The sequence below is a fragment of the Mycolicibacterium diernhoferi genome (assembly GCF_019456655.1).
Taxonomy (GTDB): Bacteria; Actinomycetota; Actinomycetes; order Mycobacteriales; family Mycobacteriaceae; genus Mycobacterium; species Mycobacterium diernhoferi.
Genome location: NZ_CP080332.1, coordinates 865,494 through 880,854, shown reverse-complemented (window position 1 = coordinate 880,854; position 15,361 = coordinate 865,494). Strand labels below are relative to the sequence as shown.

The 15,361-nt window shown below is 65.2% G+C and carries 9 protein-coding genes; 5 read left to right on the top strand and 4 right to left on the bottom strand.

Annotation, left to right across the window (positions count from 1 at the left end):
- The first annotated feature begins 144 nt into the window (after positions 1-144).
- From ramB to K0O62_RS04130, 3 genes are all read left to right on the top strand, one after another.
- Positions 145-1,596 (top strand): acetate metabolism transcriptional regulator RamB, encoded by a 1,452-nt coding sequence (gene ramB / locus K0O62_RS04140; protein WP_073857165.1) that lies wholly within the window; start codon positions 145-147, stop codon positions 1,594-1,596.
- Positions 1,593-2,156 carry a carboxymuconolactone decarboxylase family protein gene (locus K0O62_RS04135; RefSeq protein WP_073857166.1) on the top strand — a complete coding sequence of 188 codons (564 nt, stop codon included), beginning with the start codon at positions 1,593-1,595 and terminating at the stop codon, positions 2,154-2,156. The genes ramB and K0O62_RS04135 overlap by 4 nt, the downstream gene beginning before the upstream one ends.
- A gap of 107 nt (positions 2,157-2,263) precedes the next feature.
- Entirely contained in the window at positions 2,264-3,250 is a 987-nt protein-coding gene (locus tag K0O62_RS04130) for an IS481 family transposase (RefSeq protein WP_220045507.1), read from the top strand.
- A gap of 18 nt (positions 3,251-3,268) precedes the next feature.
- On the opposite strand, the gene K0O62_RS04125 is transcribed toward K0O62_RS04130, so the two are convergent.
- Complete coding sequence (locus tag K0O62_RS04125) at positions 3,269-3,544, bottom strand: hypothetical protein (protein WP_372512820.1); 276 nt, start codon at positions 3,542-3,544, stop codon at positions 3,269-3,271.
- 5 nt (positions 3,545-3,549) lie between these two features.
- Positions 3,550-4,944 carry a dihydrolipoyl dehydrogenase gene (lpdA, locus tag K0O62_RS04120; RefSeq protein ID WP_097934250.1) on the bottom strand — a complete coding sequence of 465 codons (1,395 nt, stop codon included), beginning with the start codon at positions 4,942-4,944 and terminating at the stop codon, positions 3,550-3,552.
- Between the two features lie 101 nt (positions 4,945-5,045).
- Between lpdA and K0O62_RS04115 the strand changes: the two genes are divergently transcribed.
- Complete coding sequence (locus tag K0O62_RS04115) at positions 5,046-5,912, top strand: cyclopropane mycolic acid synthase family methyltransferase (protein WP_073859649.1); 867 nt, start codon at positions 5,046-5,048, stop codon at positions 5,910-5,912.
- Between the two features lie 3 nt (positions 5,913-5,915).
- Here K0O62_RS04115 and K0O62_RS04110 read toward each other — a convergent pair whose 3' ends face one another.
- Positions 5,916-6,404, bottom strand: coding sequence for a DUF779 domain-containing protein (locus tag K0O62_RS04110; RefSeq protein ID WP_073859650.1), 489 nt, complete (start codon positions 6,402-6,404; stop codon positions 5,916-5,918).
- A 33-nt stretch (positions 6,405-6,437) separates the two neighbouring features.
- Between K0O62_RS04110 and K0O62_RS04105 the strand changes: the two genes are divergently transcribed.
- On the top strand, positions 6,438-8,432 hold the full coding sequence (locus K0O62_RS04105) for a prolyl oligopeptidase family serine peptidase (protein WP_073859651.1): 1,995 nt from the start codon (positions 6,438-6,440) through the stop codon (positions 8,430-8,432).
- A 38-nt stretch (positions 8,433-8,470) separates the two neighbouring features.
- On the opposite strand, the gene K0O62_RS04100 is transcribed toward K0O62_RS04105, so the two are convergent.
- Positions 8,471-15,355 carry a cadherin-like domain-containing protein gene (locus K0O62_RS04100; protein WP_131817479.1) on the bottom strand — a complete coding sequence of 2,295 codons (6,885 nt, stop codon included), beginning with the start codon at positions 15,353-15,355 and terminating at the stop codon, positions 8,471-8,473.
- Positions 15,356-15,361 lie beyond the last annotated feature (6 nt).

Genomic DNA, 15,361 nt, shown 5'->3' with positions numbered 1-15,361 from the left:
CCAAGCCGGATGCCACCTTCGCCGTGGGTTCGCTCACGCTGTCCTCCCCAGTCAGTCACCAATCGCGATCATGCCAGGGCGGCTGGGCGCCCACCGATGCGAATGCTGCGAACCCCATCTTCACAAAGTTGTTAGCCTCGTGACGTGTCCAAGACCTACGTCGGATCACGGGTGCGCCAACTGCGCCGCGAGCGCGGCTTCAGTCAGGCGGCGCTGGCGCAGATGCTCGACATCTCCCCGAGCTACCTCAATCAGATCGAACACGATGTCCGTCCGCTGACCGTCGCCGTCCTGCTGCGCATCACCGAGGTGTTCGGGGTCGACGCCACCTTCTTCGCCTCCCAGGACGACACCCGGCTGGTGGCCGAACTGCGTGAGGTGACCCTCGACCGCGACCTCGACATCGCCGTCGACCCGGCCGAACTCGCCGATATCGTCAGCGCCCACCCGGAATTCGCGCGGGCCATGGTGAGCCTGCATCAGCGCTACCGGCTCACCACCACCCAGCTCGCCGCGGCCACCGAGGGGCGGTACACCTCGGGCAGCGGGGGTAGCGGGACGGGCACCATCACGATGCCGCACGAAGAGGTGCGCGACTACTTCTACCAGCGGCAGAACTATCTGGACGAGCTCGACACCGCCGCCGAGGATCTCACCATCCGGATGCGGATGCACCGCGCCGAGCTGACCCGGGAACTGTCCGACCGGCTGACCCGGGTGCACGGCGTGCGCATCGTGCGGCGCAACGATCTCGACGATTCGGTGCTGCACCGGTTCGACCCCGCAACCCGCACGCTGGAGATCGGCGAACACCTGTCCGGCGGACAGTACGTGTTCAAGCTGGCCGCCGAACTGGGCTATCTGGAGTTCGGCGACCTGATCGACAAGCTGGTCGACGAGGGCAAGTTCACCAGCGACGAGTCACGCACCCTGGCCCGGCTGGGGTTGGCCAACTACGTCGCCGCCGCGCTCGTGCTGCCCTACCGGCAGTTCCACGAGACAGCCGAGAACTTCCGCTACGACGTCGAACGGCTCTCGGCGTTCTACTCGGTGTCCTACGAGACGATCGCGCACCGGCTGTCCACCCTGCAGCGCCCGTCCATGCGCGGTGTCCCGCTGTCCTTCGTCCGGGTGGACCGGGCCGGGAACATGTCCAAACGCCAGTCCGCCACCGGTTTCCACTTCTCCTCCTCCGGCGGCACCTGCCCGCTGTGGAACGTCTACGAGACGTTCGCCTACCCCGGCAAGATCCTGGTGCAGATCGCCCAGATGCCCGACGGCCGTGACTACATGTGGGTGGCGCGCACCGTGGAACGACGCGCGGCGCGGTACGGTCAGCCCGGCAAGACATTCGCGATCGGCCTGGGCTGCGAACTCCGCCATGCGCATCGGCTGGTCTACTCGGAAGGGCTGGATCTGTCCGGTGGCGCAGGTGCGACAACGTCGAACCCGATGGCGACACCGATCGGCGCCGGCTGCCGGGTGTGCGAACGCGACAACTGTCCACAGCGCGCCTTCCCGGCCCTGGGCAAGGCGCTCGACCTCGATGCACACCGCAGCACGGTGTCCCCATATCTGGTGAGGCAGACGACATGACCGACTCCGATATCGAACCCGCCCAGCCGCCCCGGATCCCGCCCGGTGGATTCCGCGAACTCGGGCCGCTGAACTGGGTCATCGCCAAGATCGGCGCCCGCGGCATCCGGGCCCCGAAGTTCCACCTGTTCAACGTGATCGGCCAGCACCGGCTGCTGTTCCTGGCGTGGCTGCCGTTCTCCGGATATCTGCTCTACGCGGGCAAGCTGTCCCGCCGGGACGCCGAGGTGGTGATCCTGCGGGTCGGCCATCTGCGCAACAGCGAGTACGAACTGCAGCAGCACCGCCGGCTGGCCCGCAGCCGCGGGCTGGACGCCGCCACCCAGGCCGCCATCTTCGAGGGCCCCGACGCTCCCGGCCTGACCCAGCCTCAGCGGGTGCTGATCACCGCCACCGACGAGTTCGTCATCACCCGGTCCATGTCCACCGAAACCTGGACCGCCCTGTCCAAGCTGTACAACCGGGCCCAGATCATCGAATTCTGCACGCTCGCAGGGCAATACGATGCGCTGGCCGCCACCATGGCGACGCTGCGGATCCCGCTGGACTTCCCGGACTAGTTGTACTGACCACGGACGTTAGGTACGGCGTGGCGTGGTGACATGGAGAAGACCTCCGAGTGAAGTGCGAGCTGTCTAGGAACGCACCAACTCTCTCGGAGGTCTTCGTGTCCCACCGTAATGCCCCATTGTCAGAAACCGGTCGTCTGCGGCTGGCTCGTTGTGTTGTCGAGGACGGCTGGTCGCTGCGCCGGGCCGCCGAGCGGTTTCAGGTCGCGGTCACCACTGCCCAGCGTTGGGCCAGCAGGTATCGCGAACTGGGACCGGCCGGCATGGCCGATCGCAGCTCACGACCGCACCACAGCCCCAATCAGACACCCACCCGCACCGAGCGGCGAATCATCAAGGTCCGAGTCATCCGTCGTTGGGGCCCAGCCCAGATCGGCTATCTGTTAGGCATCCATCCTTCGACTGTGCACCGGGTGCTGACCCGCTACGGGATCGCGCGCCTGCGCTGGCTGGACCGCCCCACCGGCAGGGTCATCCGACGGATCAACACCACAGCCGTCGGTGAACTGGTCCATGTCGATGTCAAGAAGGTCGGTAAGGTCCCCGCCGGCGGTGGATGGCGGATGCAAGGGCGCAGCGTGGGCAATCGCAACGCACAGGCAAGCAGAGGGGCCGGCCAACACCGCAATCGCCGGTTGGTGCGCGGCTACCACTTTCTGCACACCGCGATAGATGCACACTCACGACTGGTTTATAGCGAGCTGCTCACCGATGAACGCAAAGAGACCGCCGCCGCGTTTTGGCTACGCGCTAACGCCTGGTTCAACGAGTGCGGGATCACTGTTCGTAAAGTGTTGACCGACAACGGTTCCTGCTACCGATCACACGCTTTCCGGGACGCACTCGGCGACGTCGAACATCGCCGCACCCGCCCCTACAGGCCGCAAACCAACGGCAAGGTCGAACGCTTCCACCGCACCCTGGCCGACGAATGGGCCTACGCCCGGCTCTACACCAGCGACGCTGAACGCTGCGCCGAGTATCCACGCTGGCTACACACCTACAATTACCACCGCGGCCACACCGCACTCGGCGGCGAACCACCTGCCACCCGCGTACCTAACCTCTCAGGTCAGTACAACTAGTCAGCGGTCCGGCGGGCCTCAGAGATACGTCACGCCCAGCACGGTCAGCGTCAGCAGTACCGGGGCGACCGGCACGCTCCACAGGAACGCCGTCCACACCTGGTCCTTGCGCTGGTAGGCGCGCCAGCCCAGCCAGCCCACCGCCGCGGCCGACACCACGATCACCGCGGAGGCGATGAGCACCCAGAAACTCACATCGCTGGTGTCGATCGCCAGCGTGATGGCGAGCAGCCACAGCATGTGCCCGATCACCAGACCGCTGATGGCGGCCACCACTACGGCCCTGGACGGCACGCGCGTCAGAAGTTGATCATGTGGCCGGCCAGGCCGTGGATGGCCTCCTGCAGCGCCTCCGACAAGGTCGGGTGGGTGTGCACGTTGCGGGTCAGCTCGTTGACCGTCAGGTCCCACTTCTGGGCCAGCGTCAGCTCGGGCAGCAGCTCGGAGACATCCGGGCCGATCAGGTGCCCGCCCAGCAACTCGCCGTACTTGCTGTCGGCGATCAGCTTCACGAAGCCGGTCGGATCGGCCAGGCCGTGCGCCTTGCCGTTGGCGGTGAACGGGAACTTGGCGACCTTCACGTCGTAGCCCTCTTCGCGGGCCTGCTCCTCGGTCAACCCGAAGCTGGCCACCTGCGGCTGGCAGAACGTGGCGCGCGGCATCATCCGGTAATCGCCGAGGGTCAGCGTCTCCGCTTTCCCGATGGTCTCGGCGGCCACCACACCCTGCGCCTCGGCGACGTGCGCCAGCTGCAGCTTGCCGGTGACATCGCCGATGGCGTAGATGTGCTCCACGTTGGTGCGCATGTGGTCATCGATGTCGATGGCCTTGCGATCGGTGAGCGCCACCCCGGCGTTCTCCAGGCCGAAGCCCTCCACGTTCGGGGCAAAACCGATGGCCTGCAACACCTTGTCGGCCTTGAGTTCCTCGGTCTTGCCGTCCTTGCTGACGGTGACGGTGACCTCGGAGCCGCTGTCGTTGATCGACTCGACCTTGGTGCCGGTGAGGATCTTCACGCCCAGCTTCTTGTACTGCTTCTCGATCTCCTTGGAGACCTCGGCGTCCTCGTTGGGCAGCGCGCGCGGCAGGAATTCGACGATGGTGACGTCCACGCCGTAGTTCTTCAGGACGTAGGCGAACTCCATGCCGATCGCACCCGCGCCGGCGATGATGATCGACCCGGGCAGATCCCGCGACATGATCTGCTTCTCGTAGGTGACGACGTTCTCGCTCAGCGAGGTGCCGGGAACCAGACGGGTGGACGACCCGGTCGCGATGATCGCGTTGTCGAAGGTGACGTCCTCGGTCCCGCCGTCGTTGAGGTCGACGGTCAGCCCGTTGGGTCCGGTGAACTTGCCGTAGCCGTGGATCTCGGTGATCTTGTTCTTCTTCATCAGGAAGTGCACGCCGGCGACGCGGCCGTCGGCGACCTTGCGGCTGCGGTCGAAGGCTGCCCCGAAATCGAAGCTGGCCTCACCGGTGATTCCGAAGGTCTTGGCTTCCTTGGTGAAGATGTGCGCCAGCTCGGCGTTGCGCAGCAGCGCCTTGGACGGGATACACCCGACGTTCAGGCAGACGCCGCCCCAGTACTTGGGTTCGACGATCGCGGTGTTGAGGCCGAGCTGAGCAGCGCGGATGGCCGCCACATATCCGCCGGGGCCGGCTCCGAGTACAACGACGTCATAGTGGGTCACGGATACCACCCTATCGGGCATGTGTTTGTTCGCGAACCGGTCTGGGTAACCGCGTTCGGGCTCCGGCGCCTACCCGGACCCATCGAGGGGGGGATTCATCCATGCCGGAAAAGCTGGTACCGCATTTCGAGGACGTTCAGGCCCACTACGACCTGTCGGACGAGTTCTTCGCACTGTTCCTGGACCGTACCCGGACCTACAGTTGCGCCTACTTCGAGCGCGAGGACATGACGCTGGAAGAGGCCCAGCTGGCGAAGATCGACCTGGCGCTGGGCAAGCTGGGCTTGCAACCCGGGATGACGCTGCTGGATATCGGCTGCGGTTGGGGTGCGACCATGCGACGCGCCATCGAGCGCTACGACGTCAACGTCATCGGCCTGACGTTGTCCAAGAATCAGGCCGCCCACGTACAACAGACCTTCGACGCGATCGATTCGCCACGGGACCGGCGGGTGCTGCTACAGGGCTGGGAGCAGTTCGACGAGCCGGTGGACCGGATCGTCTCGATCGGCGCCTTCGAGCACTTCGGCTTCGACCGGTACCCGGACTTCTTCCGGATGGCCTACGACGCGCTGCCTCCGGACGGGGTGATGCTGCTGCACACGATCTGCGCGTTCAATCCCGCGAAGGCCGCCGAGAACGGCATCCCGGTGACGTTCGAACTGGCCCGGTTCGTGAAGTTCATCATCACCGAGATCTTCCCGGGCGGCCGGTTGCCGTCGATCGAGATGGTGCAGGAGAAGTCCGCCGAGGGTGGGTTCACCCTGACCCGCGAGCAGTCGCTGCGCCTGCACTATGCCCGCACCCTGGATACCTGGGCGGAGTCCCTGCAGGCCCGCCGCGACGAGGCGATCGAGATCCAGTCCCAAGAGGTCTACGACCGCTACATGAAGTACCTGACCGGCTGCGCCAAGTTGTTCCGGGCCCGCCAGACCGACGTCGTGCAGTTCACCCTCGAGAAGGGCTGAGTGCTAGCCGGCGCGGTCCGGGATCGCGCAGGCCAGCGCCGCTTCCTCGGAGGCCTCGTCGACGATGCGGGTGCCCTTGTGCTCCGGCCGCGCGCCGGCCTCGTACTGGGCGCCGGTGATCGGCGGCTGCGCCGCCAGGTCGGTGTTCTCCTGCTCGGAGTACACCCGGCCACGACTCAGGAAGCGCATGCCCTCGGGGGACTCCAGGCTGAATCCCCCGCCGCGGCCCGGCACCACATCGATGATCAACTGGGTGTGCTTCCAGGCTTCGAACTGCGGTCCGGAGATCCACACCGGGACCCCGTCGCCGACGTCGAGGATGCCCAGCAGAACGTCGCGATCCCCCACGATGAAGTCGCCGTTCGGGTAACACATCGGCGAGGATCCATCACAACATCCGCCGGACTGGTGAAACATCAAGGCGCCGTGCCGGTTCTGCAACGACTGCAGCAGATCCGCGGCAGCCGCGGTGATCAGGACTCGGCTGGTCATGATTTCAGGCTACGCGCACGGTAAGAATGTCTGGTGGCTTCCGTAGACCCTGCCGACCCGTACCTCTGGCTCGAAGACGTGACCGGTGACGACGCCCTGGACTGGGTGCGCCGACACAATGACCCGACGCTGTCCGACCTCGGCGACGAGGAGTTCGAGGCGATGCGCGCCGAGGCGCTGGAGGTCCTCGATACCGACGCCCGCATCCCCTATGTGCGCCGGCGCGGGGAGCACCTCTACAACTTCTGGCGCGACGAGGCCAATCCGCGCGGGTTGTGGCGGCGGACCACGCTGGACAGCTACCTGACCGACGCCCCGGACTGGGAGGTGGTCATCGATGTCGACGAGCTCGCCCGAGCCGACGACACGAACTGGGTGTGGGCGGGCGCCGATGTCATCGAGCCCGACCATTCGCGGGCCCTGATCAGCCTCTCGCGCGGGGGTGCCGACGCCGTCGTGGTGCGCGAATTCGACATGCAGACGCAGGAATTCATGTCCGGCGGCTTCGAACTCCCGGAGGCCAAGACCCAGATCTGCTGGGAGGACGAGGACACCGTGCTGGTGGGCACCGACTTCGGTGCCGGATCGCTGACGGATTCGGGTTATGCCCGGCTGGTCAAGCGGTGGCGGCGCGGCACCGCGTTGGCGGATGCCGTGCAGGTGTTCGCGGGCGAGCAGGCCGATGTGATCGTGGCGGCCTCGGTGGACCGCACCCCGGGTTTCGAGCGGACCATGATCAGCCGGGCCGTCGACTTCTTCAACGACGAGATCTACGAACTGCGCGGCGATGAGTTGCTGCGCATCGACGCCCCCACCGATGCCACCGTGTCGGTGCATCACGACTGGCTGCTGATCGAGCTGCGCACCGACTGGGACGAGTACGCGGCCGGTTCACTGCTGGCCGCGAGCTACGCCGAGTTCGTCGCGGGCGCCCGGAACCTCACGGTGGTGTTCGAGCCGGACGCCCGGACCAGCCTGCATCAGTACTCGTGGACGCGGGACAAGCTCGTCGTGGTCACCCTCGCCGATGTGGCCAGCCGGGTGCAGATCTTCACCCCGGGTGGGTGGACGGCCGAGGATCTCGACGGTGTTCCCGCGAACACGAACACCGTGATCGTGGCCGCCGATTCGTACGGCGACGAGATCTTCCTGGATTCAAGTGGCTTCGTGACTCCGTCGCAGCTGCTGCACGGCACGCCGGACGGACCGGTCACGCCGGTGAAGCAGGCTCCCGGCTTCTTCGACGCGACCGGTATCGAGGTCTCCCAGCATTTCGCGACCTCCGCCGACGGCACCCGGGTGCCCTACTTCGTGGTCGGCAGGCCCGGGTCGGACGGGCCGACGCTGCTCGGCGGGTACGGCGGCTTCGAGGTGTCCCGGACGCCGGGGTACGACGGCGTGCTCGGCCGGCTGTGGCTGGCGCGCGGCGGAACCTATGTGCTGGCCAACATCCGCGGCGGCGGTGAGTACGGGCCGAGCTGGCACACCCAGGCGATGCGCGAGGGGCGTCACCTGGTGGACGAGGATTTCGCCGCGGTGGCAAAGGATCTGGTGGATCGCGGTGTCACCACGGTGGCCCGGCTGGGCGCCCAGGGCGGCAGCAACGGCGGTCTGCTGATGGGCATCATGCTGACCCGCTACCCGGAACTGTTCGGCGCGCTGGTGTGCAGCGTGCCGCTGCTGGACATGAAGCGCTTCCACCTGCTGCTGGCCGGGGCGTCCTGGGTGGCCGAGTACGGCAACCCCGACGATCCGGCCGACTGGGAGTTCATCTCGAAATACTCGCCGTACCAGAACATCTCGGCCGATCGCCGCTATCCCCCGATCCTGATCACCACCTCCACCCGAGATGACCGGGTGCACCCGGGGCATGCCCGCAAGATGACGGCGGCCTTGGAGGCGGCCGGTCACCCGGTGAGCTACTACGAGAACATCGAGGGCGGGCACGGAGGCGCGGCCGACAATTCGCAGGCCGCGTTCCGTTCCGCGTTGATCTACCGGTATCTGTGGAAGACCATCGGGGCCTGAAACTGTTCAGGCCCCGATGATTCTCGTCCTCCGAGGGTTTAGGTGATCTTCAGGACCTTTGCCGTCGAGACGGCTTCACCTGCAACGACTTCCACAGTCGAGGCGAAGATCGTCGCACCGTCGTCACTGATTCGCGCTGCAAATGTCGGAGTCCCGGCCAGAATTACGGTGCCTCCGATCTGAGTGCCCGTCACGGTGTCGATGACGACCAGCCGCGCAGTGTCCCCGTCCGACTCCACCGTGGTGACCACCACCAGATTCCCGTCCGCACTGAACTGCAGGCGATCCCCCGAGATACCCGCGATGGTCTCGGTGCTGCCGATCTGATTGCCGGTAATCGAGTTCAGCAACGACACCGTAGTGACCTCACCGTCATACTCCGCCACCAGAAGCCGAGCACCATCCGCGCTCAGATGAACTCCGACCGGGAACGTGCCGCTGCTGTCGAGTTCGTAGCTGACCGTGCCGGTGACGGTATCGATCAGCGAGGCATGCGTCGTGAACATGCCGCTGTCGTCCTGCATGCGGGTTACCACCAGAACCCTGGTGCCGTCATCGCTGAACCTGGTCTCGACCTGACTGCCCGACGCTGTGATCGTGTCACCCACTTGTACGCCCGTGATCGCATCGACCACGATCGTCACGACGTCCGATTCGAAGACGTCTTCAGTAAATGCGGCTCCACTGGTTGTCAGCAGCACCCGGGTCCCCGAGCTGTTGAACGACGCTCCAGTGAAAGTCGCATTCTCGGACAACGTGCCCGGGAAGCCACTGACGAGGATCGTTGAGCCCACCTGAGCACCGGTCGACGTGTTGAGGAGGACCAGTCCAGTTCGGTAAGTGGGTAAGTCGTTGTCGTCAGTTTCGACAGCGAATACCGTGACGGCCGCGCGGGTTCCATCCGAACTGAACGAGGCCGGCACCATGGCCAGCAAGCCCGGGATCACGATCGTGGTACCGATCTGGCTGCCACCGACGGTGTACAGCGCCACCCGCGAACCGAAGGTGGTGTCGCTGTTCAACTCGTAATCGGTGACCACCGCCTTGGAGCCGTTGTGGTTCAGCGACGCAACGCTGTACCCGGTAGTGGTCAGAGGCGCACCGATCTGCGCACCCGTCGTCGCGTTGAGGAACCTGACCGTGCTTTCGACGCCATCGCTGAGGACCGACGCAGCCACCTTGCCATCCCCACTGAAGGCCACGGCCGAAGCCGTACCGGAGACGCTGTTGGAGTCGTACACCACCGCACCGTTCCCGGTGTTGATCAGGCGCACCCTGGACAACGGCGTACCACCACTGCCCAGGTCGATGCTGACGATGGCGAGTCGGGTGCCGTCGGCATTCAGTTGGGCGGGGTTCCCCAGGAAGGGACCCGCATCGTTCAGAACGGAGAACGTGCCGCCCAATTGAGTGCCGGTGACCGTATTCACCAAGGCAACAGTGGCTTCGCCGAAGGCCTCTTCCCCGACGACCAGCACCGCACGGCTGCCGTCCTCGCTGAACTGCACCGACCTCGGCACCGTGCCGGCCAGTGTCACGGTGTTGCCCACCTTCGAGCCGGTGAGGGTGTTGATCACCGTGAAGGTGACTGAATCGAGACCGCTACTCACTGTCGCAATCACTGCCCTGCTACCGCTGGGATTGAGATATGCCGCCTGCGCAGAGCCATCGACGGTGACCGTCCCCACTGTGGTCACCGTCGTCGGCGTACCAGTGGACTTCGGTGCGATGGTGAGGGTGACCAGTTTCGTCGCAGATCCACCATGACCATCGGTGACGGTGACGGTGAAGCTGTCCTGCTTGGCCGAAGCGGGAGCACCTGTAGCGCCGGCGGCGATCCGGGCGGCTTCGGTCGGCACGTAGGTGAACGAACTTCCCGAGATATACAGCGCGCCACCCTTTGCCGTGGCGGTCGGCGCACTGAACGTCAGGGTGTCACCGTCGGCATCGGATGCCGTAAACGTTCCGGTCGCCACACCGGTCACCGCATTCGGTATTCCCACAGAGGCATTCACGCTCGCAGGGTTGGCGTTGCTGCCCGGCTGGATCGTCACGGTCACCGGGACATTGAGCACGTTGCCCTTTGTGTCAGTGACGCGGACCGTGAACGTTTCGGTCTTGGCTGCGATATCACTGGTCAACGCGGCGTGCCGGGCGGCGGCGGTAGGGCTGAAGGTGAACGCCCCGGTGGACGGGTTGACCGACAGCGTGCCCTTGTCGGTCGTCGCGGGTCCGCTGTATGTTAGCGCGTCGCCGTCGGGGTCCGTCGCGCTTACGGTGCCGGTCACCACTCCGGTGGTCGGGTTGGTCGACACGTTGGTGACTGCGCCGTTGGCGGGCGGGTTTCCGTCTCGGGAGATTTGCAGGGTGCTGACCGTGGTGGTGCCGTTCGCATTCCTGAGCGCAGCGACGGCGCGGGTGCCGTCGAAGTTGATCGATGTCGTCCACACATTTCCGCTGAGGTTCAGTGTGCTGCCGATCCGTGTCCCGGTGGCCAGATCGATGGCGTCGACGCTGCTCGTGCTGCCGGCACTGGTGAAAGCCAGTGCTCGGTCCGCGTCAGCATCCCAGATGACCCAAGCGTCTTCGCTTCCACTGAATGCGAGAGTGGTTCCGACCTGGGCACCGGTTGATGTATCGAACACCGAGATGTTGAGCGTTGCGTCCGTCGTTTCCGTACTGGCTGTGCGGACCCCAACCGTGATGCGGGTGCCCTCAACCCCGAACGTCGCGGAGGCGACCCAACTTCCGGTGAAGGTTCGGGTGCTGCCGAGTTGCGCGCCGGTAACCGTGTTCACAATCGCCATTCGGGTGGTGTACCCGGTCTCGTCGTCACCGTCGAAGGTGAGGAACGCCGCCCGATCGCCGGCAAGAACAGTGGTGTACTCGTAACCCCAGTCCGACAAGCCACCGGCCAGCGTCACGGTGGTGCCGACCTGCGCGCCAGTCGCAGTGTTCAGGATGGTGAAACGCGTACTTCCACTTGTGAAGGTCGACAGGAAGATACGACTGCCATCGTCACTGAACGCCGGTGGCTCGACCAGGAGTTCGCCACCCACGTTTGTGTACTCGATCGTTCCGGTCAGTGCCAGCGTGGTGCCGAGTTGCAGACCGGTGGTGGTGTTGATGACCGCAACATTGGTCTTGTCTTCGTCGATTGTCGTGACGAGCGCACGGGTGCCGTTCGGACTGATCCACGTCGCCCAGGGCAACTGGAAGTTCTCCGGGTCCGAAGTATCAAGTCCGACCGGCCTACCGGCCACACTGACCGCGTTACCCACCTGTGCACCCGTCGCCGTATCGATCACGACGATGCGGACTCCGCCGATTTGACCTTCGGCCTCTTCGTCAAAGATGTATGCCGTGATGATGGCCCGGGTCTCGTCGGCGTTGAACTGCGCCGGCAGGAGCGCACCCGCCCCGGCGACTGAGACCGTGCTGCCGATCTGCACGCCGGTCGACGCATTGAAAACCGAAATTCTGGCAACTGCCGAGCCGTCGGAGGGGTCGAAGTAGGCCGAGTTGATGATGACCCGGCTACCGTTGGAGTTCAGTTGCGCGGCGGCCTGTCCCTCCACAGTGAGCGTGTTACCGATCTGCGCCCCGGTAATCAGGTTCAGGACCACCACACCTGACGACTGGCTGTTGTCCGTATAGGCAAACACAGCGCGGGTCCCGTCGGCACTGAGTTGCGTTGGGCTGTAGCTGAATCCATTGGCCGTCAACCCGGCCCCGACCTTGGTACCGGTAGAAGTGTTGATGATGTGCACCTCAGTGAGAGGATCGCCAAACTCGCCGATGGCCGTGGCGGTGACCACCACCCGACTGCGATCGGCGTTGAACTCCCACACCACCGGAGAGACGAAGCTGTAGTCCACATCTGGGCTACCGAAGACCCATGTGCTGCCGGCCCTCGTCCCATTGGTGAGGTTGACCACGGTGATCCGGGTCTTGTCGAAACTCTCGCCGGTATCGTCGTCGTACTCATAACTGTGGGTGATGAGGACTGCGCGGGTGTCGTTGTTCGTGAACTGCAGCGAGTCCCCGTCGTCGATCGAGCCGGCCAACGTCAGGACCGATCCCACCCGAGTTCCGTTGGTGGCGTTGATGACCGCTACCCGAGTGATCACGGTCTCGGTTTCATCATCCCAGGTGTAGGTGGTCACCACGGCCTTGCTGCTGTCCTCAGTGAAGGCCAGCCAATCCGACTCGCCCGCCAACGACACGGCGTTCCCCAGCTTGGTGCCACTGGTCGCGTTCACCAACGTGAAAGTCGTGGTGTAGCCGGTCTCGTCGTCGCCGGTCACCGTGGACACCAGCGCGCGGGTGCCATCGGCACTGATGTAGCCGTCGTAGCTCCTGCCGGCGATGCTGACGGTACCCAGCACGCTGACCCCGGCAGATGCCGTGGACGCCTTCGGCGAGATCGACACCGTCACGACCCGGGTCGCCACCCCACCGAAACCATCCTCGACCGACACCTCGAACGAATCCGACTTCGCCGACGCCGGCGCACCCTTCGCCGCAGCCGCATGCCGCGCCGCCGCAGACGGCGTATACGTAAACGCACCCGTGGTCGCATCCAGCACCACCGAACCCTTCAACGGGCCCTTGCTGGTCTCAAACGTCAACGGATCCTTATCGGCATCCTTGGCCGAAACCACACCGGTCACCACACCAGTGACCGCATCAGGCTTATTCACCTTCACCGACGTCGTCGGTACCGCATTGGCCTTCGCGATAGCCACCACAACGGATCTGGTCGCCACCCCACCGTGACCATCGGTGACGGTGAACGTGATCGTCTCCGTCACCGGACCCCCACCAGCAGCCGCATGCCGGGTCGCCGCCGACGGCGTATACGTGAACGCACCGGTCTTGGCGTTCACCGACACCTTCCCGCTAGCCACACCCGCACTGGCGTAGGTCAACTTGTCCTTGTCGACCACATCCGAGGCCACGACGTTGCCCGACACCACACCCTTGGAATTCGGCGTCCTGACAGTCACATCACTGATCACCGGCACCACATTCGCCGGCTTGATCGACACCGTCACACTCTTGGTGACCGACCCACCAAAACCATCAGTCACCGTCACCGTGAACGTCTCCGACGTCACCGACGCCTTGGCCCCCACCGCCGAAGCCGCATGCCGCGCCGCAGCAGTCGGCGTGAACGTGAACGTCCCATCCGCCGCGACGTCCACCACACCCTTCTTCGCAGACGCCTTGAACGACAACGCATCACCATCAGCATCAAGGGCACCCAAATTCCCCGACACCACACCATCAGCATCGGGCGCACCCACCGTAGTGGTCCCCGCCACCGTCGGCACCGCATTCTTACCCAACACCGACACGGTCACCAGCCGGGTCGCCACCCCACCAAAACCATCATCAACCGACACCGTGAACGAATCCGACTTCGCCGACGCCGGAGCACCCGACTTCGCCGCCGCATGCCGCGCCTCCGCAGTCGGGGTATACGTGAACGCCCCGGTCTGCGCGTCGATGACCACCGAACCCTTCACCGGGCCCGTCGTGGCCTCGAACGTCAACGGATCCTTATCGGCATCCTTGGCCGAAACCACACCGGTCACCACACCCGTAGCCGCGTTAGGCTTACCCACCTTCACCGACGTCGTCGGCACGGCGTTGGCCGGTTTGATCTCCACCACTACGGATCTGGTTACCGCACCGCTGTGACCATCGGTGACGGTGAACGTGATCGTCTCCGTCACCGGACCCCCACCAGCAGCCGCATGCCGGGTCGCCGCCGACGGCGTATACGTGAACGCACCGGTCTTGGCGTTCACCGACACCTTCCCGCTAGCCACACCCGCACTGGCGTAGGTCAACTTGTCCTTGTCGACCACATCCGAGGCCACGACGTTGCCCGACACCACACCCTTGGAATTCGGCGTCCTGACAGTCACATCACTGATCACCGGCACCACATTCGCCGGCTTGATCGACACCGTCACACTCTTGGTGACCGACCCACCAAAACCATCAGTCACCGTCACCGTGAACGTCTCCGACGTCACCGACGCCTTGGCCCCCACCGCCGAAGCCGCATGCCGCGCCGCAGCAGTCGGCGTGAACGTAAACGACCCATCCGCCGCGACGTCCACCACACCCTTCTTCGCAGACGCCTTGAACGACAACACATCACCATCAGCATCAAGGGCACCCAAATTCCCCGACACCACACCATCAGCATCCGGCACACCCACCGTAGTGGTCCCCGCCACCGTCGGCGCCGCATTCTTACCCAACACCGACACCGTCACGACCCGGGTCGCCACCCCACCAAAACCATCATCAACCGACACCGTGAACGAATCCGACTTCGCCGACGCCGGAGCACCCGACTTCGCCGCCGCATGCCGCGCCTCCGCAGTCGGGGTATACGTAAACGCCCCCGTGGCCGCATCCACCACCACCGAACCCTTCACCGGCCCCACCGACGCACTAAACGTCAACGGATCCTTATCGGCATCCTTACCCGACACCACACCAGTCACCACACCCGTGGCCGCATCAGGCTTACCCACCTTGGGCTTGTTCAGCGTGGGCACCCGGTTGTTCACGGCGGCCGTCGGCAGCGCCAGACCGGCCGGCGTGGAGTTCTCGGCGACGGCCACCTCGTCCTCGAGGCTGTCCACCCCGATCTGGCGACGCGCCGCTGCGGCGGCGACCCACAGCGCCGGCGAGTTCACCAGCGGTCCCCACGGCAGCCCGCCGAGCAGTGACACCCGCGCCACCTCGGCGGCGACGACCGATACGGATTCGCCGACGACCGGAGCCTGAGGGGTGAGTTCGGCCGCCGCCGGCGTGGTTTCGGCGCTGAGTGCCACCGGGCGTACCGGCGCCGGACGCTGCGCGGTCGGCCGGTCGAAGCGGTCGGCCTCGACCGTCACCGTCCG

Excerpts from the sequence above, each read along its gene's own strand:
- K0O62_RS04115 (WP_073859649.1), top strand. The coding sequence starts at position 5,046 with ATGCCGGAAAAGCTGGTACCGCATTTCGAGGACGTTCAGGCCCACTAC.
- K0O62_RS04135 (WP_073857166.1), top strand. The coding sequence starts at position 1,593 with ATGACCGACTCCGATATCGAACCCGCCCAGCCGCCCCGGATCCCGCCC.
- K0O62_RS04110 (WP_073859650.1), bottom strand. The coding sequence starts at position 6,404 with ATGACCAGCCGAGTCCTGATCACCGCGGCTGCCGCGGATCTGCTGCAG.